Origin of the sequence: Candidatus Erwinia haradaeae (assembly GCF_900698925.1) — a bacterium.
Lineage (GTDB): Bacteria > Pseudomonadota > Gammaproteobacteria > Enterobacterales > Enterobacteriaceae > Erwinia_E > Erwinia_E haradaeae_I.
Window position 1 is genome coordinate 1047210 of record NZ_LR217713.1, and the last position, 20329, is coordinate 1067538.

Genomic DNA, 20329 nt, shown 5'->3' on the forward strand with positions numbered 1-20329 from the left:
ACACATGTTATAGAAAGCTTCTAATTGATCACTGAAAATGACTTGTGACGCATACTTCTCTAATTTTAAAAAATACTAAGATTTAATATTAGAGCTAAAATTTCGTTGTGTATATCCAGTATATAATTGTCGAGGTCGAGAAATTTTAATACCTTCATCATACATTTCCTTCCAATGTGCGATCCAGCCCACCGTGCGCGCCATAGCAAAAATTGCTGTAAACATAGATGAAGGAATACCCATTGCCTTCAGGATAATACCTGAATAAAAATCAACATTTGGATAAAGCTTTCTCTCGATAAAATAAGAATCATGTAATGCAATATATTCAAGTTCCATTGCCACTTCCATGAGATCTTTTTTTACTTCTAGATGATTCAGAACTTCATGACATACTTCACGCATTACCATTGCACGAGGGTCGTAATTTTTATAGACCCTATGACCAAAACCCATTAAACGAAATGGATCATTTTTATCCTTAGCACGTCGCAAAAATACAGGAATATTTTCAATGGTACCAATTTCTTCTAGCATTAACAGACAAGCTTCATTTGCCCCACCATGCGCAGGACCCCATAACGATGCAACGGCTGCTGAAATACAAGAAAACGGATTAACACCAGACGACCCAACAGTGCGTATTGTAGATGTCGAAGCATTCTGCTCATGATCAGCATGTAAAATAAGAATAGAATCTAAAGCGCGTTCTAAAATCGGGTTAACAATATATGTCTCTGACGGATCAGAAAACATCATATATAGAATATTAGCAGAATATGAAAAATCATGACATGGATATACAAAAGGCTTCCCTGTTGCATATCTATAGCACATAGATACCATAATAGGCATTTGTGCTAACAAGCGTATTGCAATTAAATCACGATGACTTTTTTTATGAACATCCATTGAATCGTGGTAAATTGCGGCCAACGCTCCCGTCATTCCACAAAGCATTGCCATTGGGTGAGAACGGCGACAAAAACAACGTAATAAATTATATATTTGTTCGTGAAGCAGAGAATGGTGGGTTAATGAAAGTTTAAAATCATGGAATTGCTGTAAACTAGGAGCCTCACCATACAAAATAATATAACATACTTCTAAATAATTTGAATTCAATGCTAGCTGATCAATAGGGAAACCCCTGTACAGCAAAATACCTCTATCACCATCAATATAAGTGATAGTAGATTGACATGATGCAGTAGAAGTGAATCCTGGATCAAAAGTAAAGTATCCTTGCGCACCAAGAGTACGAACATCTAACTCTTTACAACCCAATGAACCCCTTAAAATATTCAATTCAATAGGATCTTTTCCATCGATGGTCAATATTGCTTTTTTCTTATCCATCTATCACCTCCTAAGTGACGTAATATGCATATTGTGATTACTGATGCCACTCATATTATAGCTCTATGCTCGGATATCAAAAACAATCTATTTTTTAATGATATCTAAAAATCCTAACTGATCTCTTCGGTATATTTTAATCTTTCTACGAGTGTCTTCGCAAATAAGATTAAAAAAAACCGTTAGGTCAAAAAATATTTCAAGATAAAACCTTAAAAATTTAATTTTTTAATAAAAACATTAAGAATTAAAAATATAATAAAACAGAGAAAGAGATGAAATCCTATCATATGTCAATCCTACAATATATCAAGATTCGCCTCAAAGGATTTTTATAAGATAACTCTATAATACTTAGAACAATATTCTATCAACTCATAAAAAAATATATTGAATTAATTAAATAACTAAAATGTATCATAAAAATGATTTTCTATAACCCAGATAACATAAAATAACCTGAATATTAAGATATTTCTCAACATAAAATAGTCAATCATCATTAATTAGTACTACTCATATGCTATCAAGAATATGAGCTCGTTATCCTGAAACCTAACCATTATTAATGTCCTTTATAAATAAAGGAACTTAAAGATAACATGTATCATATATACATATTAATTATACATATTAATTAGAATTCATGAAGTCATGACTTAAGCTTATGTATCTTTCTCTTCTCAAACGCTAGATTATAGACTAGCTTAAACAATAAATCTCTTTGATTAATATTTTCTCTTTCTTCTTAAATTAGCGATAATAGAAAGATTGATAATGCATTGTAATATAAGTAACTCTTTTCTTAGAATACTGAATAATGAGAGGTCTAATCTACATTTTCTAATCAGCATATTTCTCAGTATATACCAAAAAATTATTATATCTCTTCTTAAATATCTATTTTTTAAAAATGATATTCAGAACAACAGCAAAGGGAAAGACACAATCTTAATATATTTGCACATTTTTTAATATTAGTCTCTGAGTCAATACACAAACTCTATACAATACAAGAAGAATAATCAAGAAACATACATAATCAAGCAACATAGAAGATATTGGATAATTTCTAAAAAACACCGATTTAAACTATAACTCCTATTATACAATTAATAAAAAGAAGGTAGAAGAATTATAGCAAGATTAAACTTTTGATATATGAGATCTCTTGTATAACGACAAAAGGTTCTTCAAAAACTATTAATCCACATTGAATTCTATATATTAAATGTAAACTAAATTGTTTCTTACCAAAACTATGTAACAAAAAAATTAAATATTTCTATATATTACAAACTATTAAAATATATGCATTCTAATAAATTCACGAGATACCCTTAATCTTCCAAAAACTCTACGTATCTATATACCACTATATACCACAGATTAGTAAAATAAACTGAAAATATCAACTTCTTAATATTGTTACATTAATCATAAAAAATAGAAGAAAGCCATGATAGAAAATATTGTAATTATATAATGATAAACTATAATATTGACATAGTTAGAATATTTTCTCCGGCGCTAAAAAGCGATATTATATTATCAAAACTAGATCATAGATAAACCTATTTAGTATAGACATAAATACACATAGACCCAGTCTATTTATCTCCACCATTCAGCATACAGGATAAAATATGAAAGAGAGTGTAGAAACACCGTGAAAAAACAAAGACCAATAAACTTAAATTTGTCTACTATCTATTTCCCATTAACCGCAGTTACATCTATTCTTCATAGAATATCTGGAATTATCACTTTTTTCTCAATTGGAGCGCTTCTGTGGTTGCTTGGGCTATCACTCTCCTCTCCTACAAACTTTCTTCACGCATGCGCTATCATAGATAATTTTTATTTCAAATTTATTGCATGGGTATTGGTCAATACACTATTTTTTCACTTTATTGGTGGAATTCGGCATCTCATAATGGACTTTGAAATTATTAGAACAACTGTCGATACAGGTAATATTTCTTCAAAACTTGTACTAGGTTCTACTATTTTATTTGTAATTGTCTCTGGAGTTTTCATATGGTAAGCAGCGCTTCTGCCTTAGGACGTAATGGTTTGCATGACTGGATATTACTTCGTGCGACTGCTATCATAATCGCACTTTACATACTTTATATTCTAGCATGGATTGCGACATCAGAATCTATAACTTACAGCACTTGGCATATTTTTTTTAGTATACCTGCTACGAAAGTTTTTACTTGTCTAGCCTTGATTTCTTTAGTAGTACATGGTTGGATTGGAATGTGGCAGGTGCTAACTGATTATATCGCCGTATACTCAATACGACTACCACTTCAACTAGTAATAGTCGTAGTTCTTTTTATATATGCTATATATGGCACTATGATTGTTTGGAGCGTGTGATGCAATTGCCAGTAAGAGAATTTGATGCCATTGTTATCGGTGCAGGTGGAGCAGGAATGCGTGCTGCATTAGAAATTACCAAGTCCGGCCAACAAACTTGTGCATTATTATCCAAAGTGTTTCCTACTCGATCTCATACAGTATCTGCTCAAGGAGGAATCACTGTTGCACTTAATAACGTTCACCAAGATAATTGGGAATGGCACATGTATGACACTGTTAAAGGTTCTGATTATATTGGTGATCAAAATGCAATTGAATATATGTGTAAATCTGGTCCAGAAGCTATTATAGAACTTGAGCACATGGGTTTACCATTTTCTCGCCTAGATAACGGACGTATTTATCAACGTCCTTTTGGTGGGCAATCTAAAAATTTTGGCGCCGAGCAAGCTGCACGCACAGCTGCCGCTGCAGATCGCACCGGTCACGCACTTTTGCATACTCTATATCAGCAAAACTTAAAAAATAAGACTACTATTTTTTCTGAGTGGTATGCACTTGATCTCGTAAAAAATATACATGGTGATATTGTCGGTTGCACTGCATTTAATATTGAAGATGGTGCAGTAGTCTATTTCAAAGCACGTGCAACAATTTTAGCAACCGGTGGAGCAGGACGTATTTATCAATCTACAACCAATGCATATATTAATACTGGTGATGGGATCGGAATGGCTCTTCGGGCAAATGTGCCTGTTCAAGATATGGAGATGTGGCAATTTCACCCTACAGGAATAGCCGGAGCAGGAGTTTTAGTAACAGAAGGCTGTCGCGGTGAAGGTGGTTATTTATTAAATAAACATGGTGAACGTTTTATGGAACGTTATGCACCTAACTCTAAGGACCTAGCAGGACGTGATGTAGTAGCACGTTCCATTATGATTGAAATTCTCGAAGGTCGAGGCTATGATGGTCCAGCGGGTCCTCATGTCAAACTGAAACTAGATCATTTGGGTAAAAAAATACTCCAATCTCGCTTGCCTGGTATTTTAGAAATGTCCAAAACATTTGCCCATATAGATCCCATTCAAGATCCTATCCCCGTGATTCCAACATGTCACTATATGATGGGAGGCATTCCTACTACTATCACTGGACAAGCCCTAACAGTGAATAAAAAGGGAGAAGATGTAATCATCCCAGGTTTATTTGCAGTAGGAGAAGTTGCTTGTGTATCAGTACATGGTGCTAATCGTTTAGGAGGGAATTCTTTGTTAGATTTAGTAGTATTTGGACGAGCTATTGGTCTACATATCAATTCTATATTTCAAAAACAAGAACCTTTATTGGAAGCAAGTAATGATGAAATTCAAGCCTCTTTATCACGCCTATTGCGTTGGAATCATAATAAAGCAGGCGAAGACCCGAAAATAATACGAAAAGCCCTACAAAAGTGTATGCATCGAAATTTCTCAGTTTTTCGAGAAGGATCTTCTATGTCTCGCGGTATAGAAGAATTGAAAGATTTACATAAACGTCTTCAGACTGCTCGTCTTGATGACCATTCTAGTGAATTCAATACTAATCGCATTGAATGTCTAGAATTAGATAACTTAATCGAAACTGCTTATGTAACTGCATTATCAGCATATTACCGGACCGAAAGTCGAGGAGCTCATAGTCGAGTGGATTATCCTTCTCGTAATGATGAAGACTGGCTATGCCATACACTCTATCTCCCTAAATATAAAAAAATGATACGACGAGCAGTAAACATGAAGCCCATTTTTCGTTCACCCCTTCTTCCTCAAGTACGTCGCTACTAAAGGTAGCTTCTGGAAATAATCTAATGATACTTAAATTTTCTATTTATCGTTATCATCCAGAGTTAAATATAACTCCATATATGCAAGACCATCTTCTGGAAATAAAAGATGGTGAAGATATTATGCTTTTAGATGCGCTTATTCTCCTCAAAGAAAATGATCCAACACTTACTTTCCGTTACTCTTGTCGTGAAGGAGTTTGTGGTTCAGATGGATTAAATATTAATGGTAAAAACGGTCTAGCCTGTATCACTCCAATATCAACATTAGTACACAAAAATAAAAAAATTATTATCCGACCGTTACCTCTGTTACCTGTAGTCAGAGATCTTGTAGTGGACATGAAACCATTTTATTTACAATATGAAAAAGTTCAGCCTTATTTATGCCATGTTTCCACAATAATGCCAGAAAAAGAACACCTACAAACACCAGAACAACGAAATAAAATAGATGGTTCATATGAATGCATTCTCTGTGCATGCTGCTCTACAGCTTGTCCATCTTTTTGGTGGAACCCAGATAAATTTTTAGGTCCAGCTAGTCTCATTACTTCTTATCGCTTCCTAATTGATAATAGAGATACCGAAACTAATAAGCGACTTGATAATCTTAGCGATGCCTTTAGTGCATTCCGATGTCGCAGTATTATGAATTGTACTCAAGCGTGCCCAAAAGGACTAAATCCTGCTGAAGCTATTGGTCATATTAAATCCAAGCTTCTTCAGAGAGATGCTTGATACTGGTATATTACTATCTTCCGACTGACTAATATAATATGTAACAACTATCTTTAATATAATTCCGTAGCTAAAGATATGCTAAGATCACTATATACTAAACGCATCCACAAATAATCAGTATTTGATACTACTATAGTCTACTTATTTAATTTTTAATTAGAGTAGATGATGCGCATATAAAATAAAATACAAACTATTCTTAAGGGATTCAAATGCAGAATAGCACAATAAAGTCCTGGCGAAACTCCTCTTGGATTACTGGAGCCAATCAAGCCTATATAGAATGCCTTTATATAGAATTCTTAACTAATCCATTCTCTGTAGATCAGACATGGCGTTCTATTTTTGAGAACATTTCTACAACCAATATAAATCAAAAACGAACTTGCTTTTCCTCGAAAGAATCTTCTTTAGACTTAAATATAGACTATTTTAGCTCACAGAATACTACAGAGAAGTATAACACAACTGATTATTCAGTAAAAATATGGAAATTGATTAATGCATTTCGTGTATTTGGGCACCTTAACTCCAATACCAATCCATTAAGTTTAAATAAAAAAAACACAATTCCAGAATTAGAACTATCCCACTACCATTTTAGCGATAACGACTTAGAAAACAAACTGCACACAAGTCATTACTTTTCTAACGATATAGGTGACATCAAGTTAGCAGATCTGTATCTCAGACTACACAACACTTATTGCGGTTCTGTAGGAATAGAATACATGCATCTTACTGATTCAGATGAAAGAAAATGGATTCAAAAACAAGTAGAGTTAATAAAACAACCAACTGTATTTTTAATAAAAGAAAAAAAACAAATCCTGAATGATCTTACTAAATCAGAAAGTTTTGAGCGCTATATTGCTTCGCAATTCCCAGGTGCAAAACGTTTTTCACTTGAAGGCGGAGATACACTAATACCCATGTTAAATATATTAATTCAACATGCTAGACAAAAAAACACCAGTAAAATTATTCTTGGCATGGCACACCGTGGGCGCCTAAACACCTTAATTAATGTTCTAGGAAAAAAACCACAAGACCTATTCAATGAATTTTCTGGTCAAGAACCAGTATTTCAGGGAAGTGGTGATGTTAAATATCACATGGGTTTTACTTCTCACATAAAAACTGAAAGTGGCAGCGTGCACTTATCATTAGCATATAACCCCTCTCATTTAGAAATTGTTAATCCAGTAGTCATGGGTATGACACGTGCACATTTAGATCATCTGAATAAAATGGATCAGTCTCAAATTTTATCCATTACTATTCACGGTGACGCAGCTATTAGCGGACAAGGCGTCGTGCAGGAAACGCTAAATATGTCTAAAACACGTGGTTATCAAGTGGGTGGTACAATTCGGATTGTTATTAATAATCAAATTGGATTTACCACTTCTAATCCAGAAGACTCTAGATCGACAAACTACTGCACTGATGTTGGGAAAATGATTATGGCACCTATTTTCCACGTAAACTCTGATGATCCCGAAGCGGTAATCTTTGTAACTCGCCTAGCATTAGATTTCCGTTACATCTTTCAGCGAGATGTATTTATTGATTTAGTCTGTTACCGTCGACATGGCCATAATGAAGCAGATGAGCCCAGTGCTACACAACCTATGATGTATCAAATTATTAAAAATCATCCGACTACTCGTGAAATTTATGCTTCTCATTTAAAATCTGAACAAGTAATTACACAGAAAGATGTGCTTGAGATGTTTCAAAGAAATCGTAATTTGTTAGAAAAAGGAGATTATATCGCTCCTATAATACTAAACAAATCCCAAAAGGATGATTCTTTTAATAAACCATTAACGATTTCTAATCTTATAAAGACTTATACAAATACAAGCAATATCACTATAGATTATTTGAAAGCGCTTGCTATACAAATTAACACAATTCCAAAAGAAATCACTACACATCCGCGCATTACAAAAATTTACAAAAATCGTTCCGAAATGGCAATTGGTTATAGACCGTTTGACTGGGGTGCAGCTGAAAATCTGGCATATGCTACTTTGCTGGATATGGGGATTTCATGTCGTTTGTCTGGTGAAGACATTAGGCGTGGCACTTTTTTTCATCGGCACGCTATGATTCACAATCAATCAAATGGATCCATATACTGTCCTTTAAAACATATCAATGAAAATCAAGGTAATTTTGATATATGGGACTCAATTCTTTCAGAAGAAGCCGTATTAGCATTTGAATATGGTTACTCTATAACAGTTCCGGACAACTTAACCATTTGGGAAGCTCAATTTGGTGATTTTGCTAATGGTGCTCAAGTCGTTATCGATCAATTCATTAGTTGTGGTGAACAAAAATGGGGCTATCGATCTAATTTAGTAATGCTTCTTCCTCATGGTTACGAAGGACAAGGCCCAGAACACTCATCTGCTCGCCTTGAACGTTATCTACAGATGTGTTCTGAAAACAACATACAAGTATGTATTCCATCGACACCTTCTCAATTATATCATATGTTACGACGTCAAATTCTGTCGAGACTACAATGCCCACTGGTAGTAATATCGCCTAAATCTTTATTGCGTCACCCAGAGGCTATCTCTTCACTAGAAGATCTGGCATCTGGATTTTTTGAATTAGTAATAAAGGAAGTGGATAAACTTTCGATAGCATCATTAAAACGTATTATACTCTGTTCAGGAAAAGTGTACTACGATCTATTACAGCGACGACGTCAAAATAACAATACTCATGTTGCTATATTGCGCCTCGAACAACTATACCCCTTCCCTCATCAAGTCCTTAAAAGCTTATTAGAGCAATATAGTCATGTTAAAGAGTTCATTTGGTGTCAAGAAGAACCAAAGAATCAAGGAGCATGGCATTTTATTAAAAAACATTACCGACGCACACTACCATTAGGCGCTATCTTGCGTTATTCTGGACGACCACCTTCTGCTGCACCAGCAGCAGGTTATATATCTTTACATCGTCAGCAGCAAGAAGATCTATTACATGACGCATTGACCATTAAAGAATCTTAAGGAAATAAAATGAGTAGCATAAATATTACCGTTCCCGATTTACCTGAATCTGTGTCTGAGGCTACAGTCTCTAAATGGCATAAAAAAATTGGCGATACAATAAAGCGTGATGAGATTTTGGTTGATATTGAAACAGATAAAGTAATTATAGAAATTCCGGCAACTCATGATGGTATTCTCACAGACATTATAGTTAATTCAGATTCTTCTGTGAAAGCACATCAAATATTAGGAATTTTTAACTCCTTAAAGACAAGTAATCCATGCAAATCTTTTCATATTCCAGATCAAATAAATTCCCTAGACTCTCATAAAACGAATTATATCAATACAGAACAAGTACAATCTCTGAGTCCATCCATGCGTCGTCTGGTACATGAGAATGACGTACAACCACAAATATTAAAAAATAATAACTGTCATACCATTGTCTCAAAAGAAAAAATAAAAGAGCATTCTGTTAATTCTTTTATAAGCTCTTCTAGATCACAAGATGAAAAAAAACCTGCATCCTTAACCACTCAAGATCGCAGTGAAAAACGAATTCCTATGACACTTTTTCGCAAAAGAATGGCTGAACGCCTTTTACAAACTAAAAACACAACAGCTATGTTAACCACATTTAATGAAATAAATGTACAGCCAATTTTAACTTTACGTAAAAAATATGGTTTAGCATTCGAAAACAAACACTCTGTTCGTTTGGGATTAATGCCCTTTTATATTAGAGCTGTCATAGAAAGTCTAAAACATTATCCAGAAATTAATGCATCTATCGATGATTCAGAGATAGTTTATCATAACTATTTTGATATTAGTATTGCCGTGTCTACGCCGCGTGGTGTTATTACTCCGGTATTAAGAAACGCTGATATTTTAAGCATTTCTGATATGGAAAAGACAGTTAAAGAATTAGCAACAAAGGCCCGTAATAATAAACTTAATTATCATGATCTTACTGGAGGGACCTTTACCATTACCAATGGTGGTGTTTTTGGTTCGTTACTATCTACTCCACTGATTAATCCACCTCAAAGCGCTATTTTAGGAATGCATGCAATTAAAGATCGTCCAATGGCAATTGATGGTCAAATAGTAATTTTGCCTATGATGTATCTTGCTCTTTCTTACGACCATCGACTGATCGATGGTCGTGAAGCGGTTGGTTATCTTGAAAAACTAAAAAGCTTATTAGAAGATCCAACACGTATCTTACTAGATATTTAAAAATAATTACTGGGCTATCTTCTAGATTACAAGATAGCAAAAAATATTATTTATACATTATTATATTAAAAATTTATTAGAATGCACATTCTCTTTGCAGTTATGATGATAGATACCTGCAATACATTGTACAAAGTTTTCTATGCAACTTGGATCTGAGAGTACAATCAATCTATCTTTCTATCTTTTTTTCTGCATCAAGGATGATTTTAGTTATTGATATATAAATTCCATATTAATTACATATAATATCATTATTAAAATATCATAATGATTATTTTTCTCTGGATTATAAATATGCCCGTGGTTCAGGTAGTGTTACCTATTCCCTATTCTAACAGCTTTGACTATATATTGCCTATTCATATAAAAGATATAATTATTGGTGGGCGAGTTCGCGTTCCCTTTGGAAATCGCCAAGAAATTGGTATAACTATATCTATTAAAGATAATACAACGCTGCCATATAAAAAGCTAAAAAAAATAAATGCAGTATTAGATACACAGTCACTATATCATCCTACGCTGTGGCTAGTTTTGCATTGGATTGCTGAATACTATCATCTTTCATTAGGAATGATTCTGTTTCATGCTTTGCCAAGTTTATTATGTAAAGGAGCGTTGGTAGAAAATAAGCCCCTATATCAATGGGTAATTACTTCTAAAGGACGTCAAAAAGTATCTGATGGTTTTCATACACATACTAAAAGGGATAAACTGTTAACTATACTATATCATAGACCACTATTTAGTTACCAAACGAATAAAAATCAGATCACTAAGTTTATTCTTCAGTCACTAGCTTCTAAAGATCTATGTAAATTAGAAAAAATTACTTATCTTGAAGAAGATTGGCGTAAGACCTATTCTATTAATAATGTATATTTACGAATGAATGTAGAACAGGAAATAGCTGTTTCGTCTATCTGTAAATCGAATCATACTTTCATTGCCTGGTTATTAATCTGGACTATGCATGATGATAAAACTGAAATATATCTTCGTATAATCGAACAAACACTTGCTCAGGGAAAGCAGACACTCATTTTAGTACCAAAAATTAGTTCCGTATTACTCATGAATAAACTATGTGAAGAACGGTTTAAAGCGCCGATTGATATTTTGCATTCTGCATTAAATCATAAAAAACACTTAAGCGTCTGGAAAAAATCTAGGTCTGGCGACATAGCTATCATTATAGGAACTCAGTCAGCCTTGTTTACCCCTTTAAGCCAACTTGGACTCATTATTATTGATGATGAACATCATCCATCTTATCAAGATAAAAAAGATTGGTATCACAATACTCGCGACATAGCTGTATTACGTGCCCAAAAAGAGAACATACCCATTATTATGGGTTCTGCTACTCCTGCATTAAAAACTCTGCATAATGTTCATTTAGGCAAATATCACGCAATAAGTTTAAAGAAATCTCAAAACTGTACTCACTCCGTGACCCGCACTTTAATTGATTTAAAAATCCCCTATCTAAAAAATGGTTTATCAAAGTTTCTTGTAGAAAGAATTTCATTTCATCTGAATAATCATAATCAAATATTATTTTTTTTAAATCACCCTGATTTTTCTCTTTCTCTGTTATGCAATAAATGTAACTGGATCATGAAATGTGAAAAATGCAATTGTTATTACACCTTACATAAAAAAATATACCAACTACGCTGTCACTATTGTACAAAGACAATAGATACACCAAAGAAATGTTTTCATTGTAGCTCTACTTTTCTAACACCAATTAATATAAGTCAAGAACAGATAAAACTTAACCTACAAACATTATTCCCTCACTTTCCTGTTATAAGTATTGATTCTGATGGAATCACTCCGACCAGAAAATCTCTAGATCAAGTAACAATTAATCATGGTGGTAAAGCTCATATTTTAATTGGCACAAAAGAACTTTTTCAGGAATGCTTCCTTTCAAACGTAACATTAATAGCTCTACCAGAGATAGATAGTGTCTTATTTTCTACTGATTTTCAAGCTCTGGAGCATTTTTCCCAATTTTATCATCAAGTGATAAACATTTTACAAAATAACAAAAAAAAAGGAGAAATCATATTTCAAACTCGTTATCCAGAACATCCTTCTTTACAAGCTTTACTCAATAAAGAGTATATTTTTTTTGCGAAAAAAACACTTGTAGAACGTAAAAAATTTTTACTTCCGCCATATACTAAACAAATATATTTTGAAGTAGAGGATAAAGATACACAACATGCAAAATCTTTCTTAATAAAACTTATTAATCTTATTCAATTCAATCCAATATGTAATGCATCTTTGCATATAATTGGTCCTGCGCCCGTCTTATCCGTTAATCAAAATAATGTATATACATGGCAACTATCTCTGTATCATCCATCTCAATTTATTCTCTATCAATTGACAAAAATAAGTCTAATATCTATTAAAAATTTATCCATTATAAGAAAAATTAAATGGAGATTAGAAATCCATTAATTCTAATTAGAACTCAATCACACACTTTTATGATATAAAAGACTCAAAATATAACAAATTCTCATGAATTTATAATATACTGAAATAAACAGTTTTAATTAATTATCAATATGCATATGTATCAATATTCTATTAATGTCTTGTAAGACTAGTAGGTATCATATCTTTAATACTTCGCATCATTTTTTCCATACCTCCTTTTTTTATCTTTTGTACCATTTGTTGCATATCATTTAATTGTTTAAGTAATCTATTAACATCTTGAACTGTCATACCGGAGCCAGAAGCGATGCGTCGCTTACGAGATCCCTTGATTATATTAGGATATTGACGCTCTTTGCATGTCATTGATTGAATCATGGCTTCCATTCGTTTTAGAGAGGTATTATTTAACTGTGATTGAATATGATCTGGGACTTCTTTCATTCCTGGTAATTTACTAAGCAAAGTAGAAACACCACCTATATTACGAAATTGTTTTAATTGATTCAAAAAATCATTAAAATCCAGATTATTTTTCTTAAAAGTTTTTTGTGCTAATTTCTCAGCTTCAACTCGATCTACTTTATTCTCAATATCTTCAATTAAAGATAATATATCACCCATTCCCAAAATTCGCGAAGCAATTCGATCAGGATGAAAAGGTTCTAATGCCTCAATTTTTTCTCCTACACCTATCAATTTAATGGGTTTACCGGTGACATAACGAATCGATAACGCGGCTCCACCACGAGCATCTCCATCTAATTTTGTTAAAATTATACCAGTTAATTGCAATGATTCATTAAATGCTCGAGCAATATTAGCTGCATCTTGCCCAGTCATCGCATCGACCACTAGTAATGTTTCTATTGGCTTAATGACTGTATATAATTCTTTAAGTTCTTTCATTTTGAGACTGTCAAGATATAAACAACCTGAAGTATCTACTACAAGAACGTCATGGAACCTTAACTTAGCTTGCTGAAGTGCAGATTTTACAATATCAATGGGATTTTGATTTAAGTAAGATGAAAAAAAATCAAGTCCAATTTCCTTAGATAACGTTTCTAATTGTTGAATTGCAGCAGGACGATAGATATCAGCAGAAACCATCAGCACGTTTTTTTTATATTTATCATGTAGTAATTTGCTAATTTTAGCCACGCTTGTAGTTTTTCCAGAACCTTGTTGACCTACTAAAAGAATAACTGCTGGAGGTTCAGTTTTTAAATTAAGAGTTTCATTTTTTTCACCCATTACCAAAGTTAACTCATCTTTCATGAGTTTAATAAACTCTTGGCTTGGGGTAAGACTCTTATTTACTATCTGATTAATAGCGCGTTCTTTTACATGCCTAATGCATGAACGAACTACCGGTAAAGCAACATCTGCTTCTAATAATGATTTCCGAACTTCACGTAAGGTATCTTTAAGATTATCTTCAGTTAATCTACTGCAACCTCTAATTTTTTTTAAAGCTTGTGATAAACTCTCAGTTAAATTATTGAACATATTTTATGTCTCAAAATAATAAAATCATTTTAAGGAAATCAATGTTTTAAGAAATGACATTTAAATATTTAATTACTAAAAAATAATTAGATTTATAAAAATTTTTTCCATTTCTAGTTAAGTGGATTACATTTTTTTAGATAATATCGATTAATATCTATTCAATGTTAATATAACTCATTCATTGTATCGATTATATCTAATGCTAGTGACTACAGAAAAATATTAAAAATCACTATTACCCATGCATTGAGAATGGATTTAAAATACCTTTTTGATTAAAATCATCATTTTTTATCGTAAATAAATTATCTACATTAAAAAATCAATTAGATAAAAATATAAAAAAATAGCTGTATTAATAAATTTCAACTTATGTATCTATAGGTTAATTATCTATATAGGATGGATGCCATCATACTTTAAACTAAAATTATCATTTTTTTTCATTTATTTATTGCAAATTAAAATCTTGGTGGCCCCTGCTGGACTTGAACCAGCGACCAAGCGATTATGAGTCGCCTGCTCTAACCGTCTGAGCTAAGGGGCCTTTAAAAGCAGGATATTTCAAAGTACTACTAATTAGTATACTCATAATTTAATACATATGATGATATATTTTAAACCACATAACATGATATTATCATAGATAATCTCTATTATCCTGTGATAATTCTTTATTCTGATTGAAATAACTGACATGAACCTTTCTTTTTCATTTATTTTAGTTCTTAAGTAATATGAATTACTATTCTTATAAAGAAAACATACATTAGATTAATAAATTATTATAATAATTATTCATTTACAATCAATTATACAAATATTTTTTGTTAAATTAGTTTGAGATATAGTAATTTAAAGAGTGACTTCTTTCATCTGCAAAGTAATGCTATCATCATGTTGGAACATAAAAATTTAAATTGTTATATTAAGACTCAGTTTTTTAACTAATAAAAATATGCAATTTATGAATGACAGATGTATATAACTTATAGTCATTCTAACCACTATTAAATCGACTCATACTACAAAAATCTATGATACCTAAGTATTATGGCAGTCTCTTTCAATATTAAGTTGACACTCAAATATTTTATTATTAATCCGACCAAAAAAGTATGTTTATACTATATTTTACTCAAAAATTGATCTAATGGAGAAGTTGTTCTATTTATAATATTATCATAATTTTTATCAATTTTATACAATTCTATTATATATTAATTGATAGATACAATATCTATAATTAATGTCTTGTGTAGTTTTAGAAAAACATTGTTATATATTACATTAATAAAAAAATATTATTCATTGTTAATATAAAGAGATCCAGTCATTTGTAATACTACACACAGGTTCTTATAATAACTATATGAGTAATTTTATATATATATTTAATATAAGTCATCTTTTTTATAGATATTTATTAGATATTTATTCTTTTTTATCTATTAAATTAGAATGATTTTATTTAATTATGAAATTAATTTTTATTTAGTAATGAGCTTGTCCAAGAAACATGCCATGACTTCTGATTTATCCTAGGAAGTCCATCTAAAGTTATAAAAATACCAACAGCAGCAATAAAAACTTCTCCATAAAAAATTAAAGGAATTCGTGTACGTTTCCATGGCGGAACCTTATACTCTTGCCATATTTTCTTTAACGAACGACTCTTAGAACGACCTAAAATTTTATAGACACCACACGAATAAAAACGTATGTTAACACTAACATGTGTGTTAGGATAACATAACGCTATACCATTTGAAGATTGAATTAGTTGACCTAATCCATCAGGTAATAATAAAGGTTCCCAAGGTCGTTCCCATAATAAATTAACGTCAATGAGTGACTTTCTCGATTCTATATAATATAATCGCGAATCAAAACGTCTTATTTCTCGTAATCCAATTTTTAAACATGGATTTGCATCTGGACGACTCATCACTACTTCCGTCCATATTCGTTGTAATCCATCACAAGATGGTAACTCACCATTGTATTGATGAGAAATCCATCTACGTAATAAAGCGGAACGACGAGCGTAACTCATTGTTAATAATGGTATATAATTTAATGAATTAGAAGAATCGATTAAAGAATGTAATGTTTCTGATAAAAATTCATCTAATAAACGTTCTTGTTCACCACATAATTTCGCGCTGCGCGATACTGTTCTAGAAAAATAGGGCCATCTTTTATTGAGTAAAGGAACTACCTGTAAACGTAAAAAATTACGATCATAACGCATATTATAATTACTGTCGTCTTCAATCCATATGAGACCATGATAGTTAGCTAATTCTTCTAATGTCTTTCGTGTGTAAGTCAGAAGAGGGCGGAGATGGTGTCTGCCTTTTTGATTTCGCTCAGAAGACATTGCTGCTATACCAGCCGGGCCACGACCACGTTTTAATGCTAATAACACAGTTTCACACTGATCATCTTGATGATGACCAGTAAGCAATGCCTCTTCTGATAATAGTATTTTATATAAAGCATTATAACGTTCTTGACGTGCTGAAGACTCTAACCCATGTTTTTTAACATTAACTTGAATACTTTGCACTACTAAAGGTACTTTCCAAATATTACACTGATTTTGACAATGAACAATCCAGAGTTTAGAAGAATCGTGCAGTCCATGATCAATATAAGCCGCCCGAAGATTAAAATCACTGCATCGCTCACGTAATTGAACTAATTGATGAAGAAGAACGCTGGAATCTAAGCCACCGCTATAAGCTATTAACACAGAACGTTGATTGCAAAGAGATTTTTCTAGATTAATGATAGAAAACATTTTATATAATCGCAAAGAAGAAAAAAATCACCAGATATCAGATATGATAAAAAACCTTTCTAGGTAATCAACTTAAATGTATATATATTGAATATATATTCTATAGAATGGAAAATTAACGATTTGTAATATGTATTAACTAGTCATCTTATCAGCTGTACTGTAATTGTACTAGTTTTAATTACAATAAATAAAATATTTACATATTAGTATGTATAATAAATAGTTTATTTTTTATTCAGTTATTAAAATTACAGTTCTTACAATTAATAGTTAATTTTATTTTTATAAATAAAATAATCGTGCTAGATAAAATCTTATGTTTATTTAATCAATAAAATAGGATTATAATAGCATCTTCGTGAAAGAAGTTATGATTACATATCATTAATGTGAAATTCAGTTCTAATTAAATTAATTAGTTTACATCACTTATGTAATATGATATCAAAATAATAATAGCATGTATATTATTAGATTGTTAATAATGTAAAAATAATTTATATATATTTGATATGATTACTTTATTGTGCATGCACTAAACAAGAAGTTATTAACTTTCAGTGTTATATACAACTATATAATAACATATATAACTTTATTACATAAATTTATATATTTAATGTATACAAAATATTGTATGTGATGAATGATGACTTAATGGTTCCAAGATATTGTATTAAAAATTTTAGTAAAGTAACAATTAGAATCCCTGGATCACCCAACATAACTTATTGACTACAACTTCAATAATATAAGTATGATCATGATATTTCAATCATAGATGTCGAGTGTTAATCCAGGTTTCCTAGTATTGAATACTATAAGATTAAATCTTATTGACTAAATTAATCACTAAGGTTAGCTCGATTACGCAATTCTTTTCCTGGTTTGAAATGTGGTACAGATTTTCCCTTTAACTGTACTTTCTCTCCAGTTTTAGGATTACGACCAATGCGAGATGAGCGATAGCGTACAGAAAAGCTGCCAAATCCTCGAATTTCGATACGCTCACCTTTAGATAGTATACCAATCATCTGTTCTAATATCTCTTGTATTGCATCTTCAATAATTTGTACTGAAATATGCGATTGTTGTTCAGCTAACCTTGTAATTAATTCCGCCTTGGTCACAAAATCCTCCGTTAAATTACCAATTAAAATAATTGTGATAACTCAACTTTCTTGCTAAAAACAACACCGTATAAACTAATTTTATTCACTTTGTGCAGCTTTAAAGGCCTCAGCCATGACATTAGAAAAGTTACTACCTTCCTGCTCTTTCTCTTTGCTGACAAGATTGCTATTATCTCGTTCATCTATTTTATCCTTGGAGCGAGATGATAGATTCACTATACGATTTTTACGATCTGCACCATTAAACTTAGCTGTAATATAATCGCCTACTTTGAATATAACATCAGAATTTTCTGTATTTTCTGATGTTGTTTCTATCAAACGAAGATACCCTTCTATACCATCATCTAATTTTACTGTAGCACCTTTTGAATCAATAGACGTAATTATCCCATTCACAAGAGCGCCTTTTTTATTTAATAAAAGATAATTACTAAATGGGTCTTCTACTAATTGTTTTACGCCTAAAGAAATACGTTCACGTTCTGAATCAACTTGTAATACTACAGTAGCAATGTCATCACCTTTTCTATAATCCCGTATAGCTTCTTCACCTGTATTATTCCAAGAAATATCAGATAAATGAACTAAACCGTCAATACCACCTTCTAAGCCTATAAAAATACCAAAATCTGTAATGGATTTAATTTTTCCTATAACTTGATCGCCCTTATTATAAGTTTCAGAAAATTTCTTCCAAGGATTGGCCTGGCATTGCTTGAGACCAAGAGAGATACGACGACGTTCTTCATCAATATCGAGAACCATTACTTCTACTGTATCAGATACATTAACAATTTTAGATGGATGTATATTTTTATTAGTCCAATCCATTTCTGATATATGCACTAAACCTTCCACACCTTCTTCAACTTCAACAAAACATCCATAATCGGCTAGATTTGTTACACGACCAATCAATTGAGTTCCCTCTGGGTAACGTGTAGAAATAGCTATCCATGGATCTTCTCCCATTTGTTTTAAGCCCAGTGACACACGAGTTCGTTCACGATCGAATTTTAGAATTTTCACTAAGATTTCATCGCCAACAACAACAATTTCACTAGGATGTTTTACACGCTTCCAAGCCATATCAGTAATGTGAAGTAATCCATCAACGCCACCTAGATCAACAAATGCACCGTAATCAGTAAGGTTTTTCACTATTCCGCGCACTTCTAGCCCTTCTTGTAGATTGGTTAAAAGGTGATCGCGCTCTGCACTACTTTCTGATTCGATAACCGATCGACGAGATACTACAACATTGTTTCGTTTTTGGTCTAGTTTTATAACTTTAAATTCTAGTTCTTTGCCTTCTAAATGCAGAGTATCACGAACTGGACGAACATCTACTAGGGAGCCTGGTAAGAATGCACGAATACCAGCTAGTTCAACTGTAAACCCTCCCTTAACTTTTCCATTGATCACACCAGTAACAGTTTCTGCTTTGTCATAAGCCTTTTCTAAAGCAATCCAGGCTTCGTAGCGTTTAGCTTTTTCTCGAGATAATAGCGTTTCTCCAAAACCATCTTCTACTGCATCTAAGGCAACATCAACTTTATCACCAACTCGTATTTCTAGCCTACCAGATGCGTTTTTAAATTGTTCTATAGAGATAGTAGATTCAGATTTTAGACCTGCATCAACTACAACAACATCCTTATCAATGGATAACACTATACCACGAACGATAGAGCCAGGTCGGGTCTCAATTTTTTTTAGAGATTCTTCAAATAGTAAAGCAAAAGATTCAGTCATAATTGATAATCTTCAGGATTCTTAAATTTAACATCCCCTATCATCCTGACAGGTGGAATTTTGTGGCATGATCCATGGTATCCATCACATAGAATTAGATAAATGATTCTGTACTATCTAACTG

12 protein-coding genes and 1 tRNA gene are annotated in these 20329 nt (G+C 32.2%); 7 read left to right on the forward strand and 6 right to left on the reverse strand.

Features of this window, described 5'->3' with window-relative positions; genetic code table 11:
* Positions 1-75: 75 nt before the first annotated feature.
* The gene (locus HACICURV3402_RS03195) at positions 76-1359 is read right to left on the reverse strand and encodes a citrate synthase (protein WP_157992858.1); all 1284 of its coding nucleotides are present in this window, start codon (positions 1357-1359) and stop codon (positions 76-78) included.
* A gap of 1669 nt (positions 1360-3028) precedes the next feature.
* Here HACICURV3402_RS03195 and sdhC point away from each other — a divergent pair.
* The 7 genes from sdhC to priA all read left to right on the forward strand — a co-directional run bounded on the left by sdhC (position 3029) and on the right by priA (position 13008).
* Positions 3029-3406 carry a succinate dehydrogenase, cytochrome b556 subunit gene (sdhC, locus tag HACICURV3402_RS03200; RefSeq protein WP_408609275.1) on the forward strand — a complete coding sequence of 126 codons (378 nt, stop codon included), beginning with the start codon at positions 3029-3031 and terminating at the stop codon, positions 3404-3406.
* Positions 3400-3747 carry a succinate dehydrogenase, hydrophobic membrane anchor protein gene (sdhD, locus tag HACICURV3402_RS03205; protein ID WP_157992859.1) on the forward strand — a complete coding sequence of 116 codons (348 nt, stop codon included), beginning with the start codon at positions 3400-3402 and terminating at the stop codon, positions 3745-3747. Before sdhC ends, sdhD begins: the two co-directional genes overlap by 7 nt.
* The gene (sdhA, locus tag HACICURV3402_RS03210) at positions 3747-5516 is read left to right on the forward strand and encodes a succinate dehydrogenase flavoprotein subunit (protein WP_157992860.1); all 1770 of its coding nucleotides are present in this window, start codon (positions 3747-3749) and stop codon (positions 5514-5516) included. The genes sdhD and sdhA overlap by 1 nt, the downstream gene beginning before the upstream one ends.
* Before the next feature lie 23 nt (positions 5517-5539).
* Complete coding sequence (locus HACICURV3402_RS03215) at positions 5540-6256, forward strand: succinate dehydrogenase iron-sulfur subunit (protein ID WP_157992861.1); 717 nt, start codon at positions 5540-5542, stop codon at positions 6254-6256.
* A gap of 215 nt (positions 6257-6471) precedes the next feature.
* Positions 6472-9297 carry a 2-oxoglutarate dehydrogenase E1 component gene (locus HACICURV3402_RS03220; protein ID WP_157992862.1) on the forward strand — a complete coding sequence of 942 codons (2826 nt, stop codon included), beginning with the start codon at positions 6472-6474 and terminating at the stop codon, positions 9295-9297.
* A 9-nt stretch (positions 9298-9306) separates the two neighbouring features.
* Positions 9307-10524, forward strand: coding sequence for a dihydrolipoyllysine-residue succinyltransferase (gene sucB, locus HACICURV3402_RS03225; protein WP_157992863.1), 1218 nt, complete (start codon positions 9307-9309; stop codon positions 10522-10524).
* A gap of 297 nt (positions 10525-10821) precedes the next feature.
* The gene (gene priA / locus HACICURV3402_RS03230; RefSeq protein WP_162297970.1) at positions 10822-13008 is read left to right on the forward strand and encodes a replication restart helicase PriA; all 2187 of its coding nucleotides are present in this window, start codon (positions 10822-10824) and stop codon (positions 13006-13008) included.
* Positions 13009-13140: 132 nt separating this feature from the next.
* Here the strand turns inward: priA and ffh are convergent, their stop codons facing one another.
* The 5 genes from ffh to rpsA all read right to left on the reverse strand — a co-directional run bounded on the left by ffh (position 13141) and on the right by rpsA (position 20205).
* Positions 13141-14502 (reverse strand): signal recognition particle protein, encoded by a 1362-nt coding sequence (gene ffh / locus HACICURV3402_RS03235; protein WP_157992865.1) that lies wholly within the window; start codon positions 14500-14502, stop codon positions 13141-13143.
* 473 nt (positions 14503-14975) lie between these two features.
* Positions 14976-15052 (reverse strand) — tRNA-Ile (locus HACICURV3402_RS03240).
* 936 nt (positions 15053-15988) lie between these two features.
* Positions 15989-17311 carry a tRNA lysidine(34) synthetase TilS gene (gene tilS, locus HACICURV3402_RS03245; RefSeq protein ID WP_157992937.1) on the reverse strand — a complete coding sequence of 441 codons (1323 nt, stop codon included), beginning with the start codon at positions 17309-17311 and terminating at the stop codon, positions 15989-15991.
* 848 nt (positions 17312-18159) lie between these two features.
* Entirely contained in the window at positions 18160-18444 is a 285-nt protein-coding gene (gene ihfB / locus HACICURV3402_RS03250; RefSeq protein ID WP_157992866.1) for an integration host factor subunit beta, read from the reverse strand.
* 81 nt (positions 18445-18525) lie between these two features.
* A complete protein-coding gene (gene rpsA / locus HACICURV3402_RS03255; RefSeq protein ID WP_157992867.1) occupies positions 18526-20205 on the reverse strand; it encodes a 30S ribosomal protein S1 in 1680 nt (559 codons plus the stop codon).
* Positions 20206-20329: the final 124 nt, after the last annotated feature.

Bases quoted from the DNA above. Each gene is read 5' to 3' on its own strand.
- HACICURV3402_RS03195 (WP_157992858.1), bottom strand. From the start codon at position 1,359: ATGGATAAGAAAAAAGCAATATTGACCATCGATGGAAAAGATCCTATT.
- sdhD (WP_157992859.1), top strand. From the start codon at position 3,400: ATGGTAAGCAGCGCTTCTGCCTTAGGACGTAATGGTTTGCATGACTGG.
- sdhA (WP_157992860.1), top strand. From the start codon at position 3,747: ATGCAATTGCCAGTAAGAGAATTTGATGCCATTGTTATCGGTGCAGGT.
- HACICURV3402_RS03215 (WP_157992861.1), top strand. From the start codon at position 5,540: ATGATACTTAAATTTTCTATTTATCGTTATCATCCAGAGTTAAATATA.
- HACICURV3402_RS03220 (WP_157992862.1), top strand. From the start codon at position 6,472: ATGCAGAATAGCACAATAAAGTCCTGGCGAAACTCCTCTTGGATTACT.
- sucB (WP_157992863.1), top strand. From the start codon at position 9,307: ATGAGTAGCATAAATATTACCGTTCCCGATTTACCTGAATCTGTGTCT.
- priA (WP_162297970.1), top strand. From the start codon at position 10,822: ATGCCCGTGGTTCAGGTAGTGTTACCTATTCCCTATTCTAACAGCTTT.
- ffh (WP_157992865.1), bottom strand. From the start codon at position 14,502: ATGTTCAATAATTTAACTGAGAGTTTATCACAAGCTTTAAAAAAAATT.
- tilS (WP_157992937.1), bottom strand. From the start codon at position 17,311: ATGTTTTCTATCATTAATCTAGAAAAATCTCTTTGCAATCAACGTTCT.
- rpsA (WP_157992867.1), bottom strand. From the start codon at position 20,205: ATGACTGAATCTTTTGCTTTACTATTTGAAGAATCTCTAAAAAAAATT.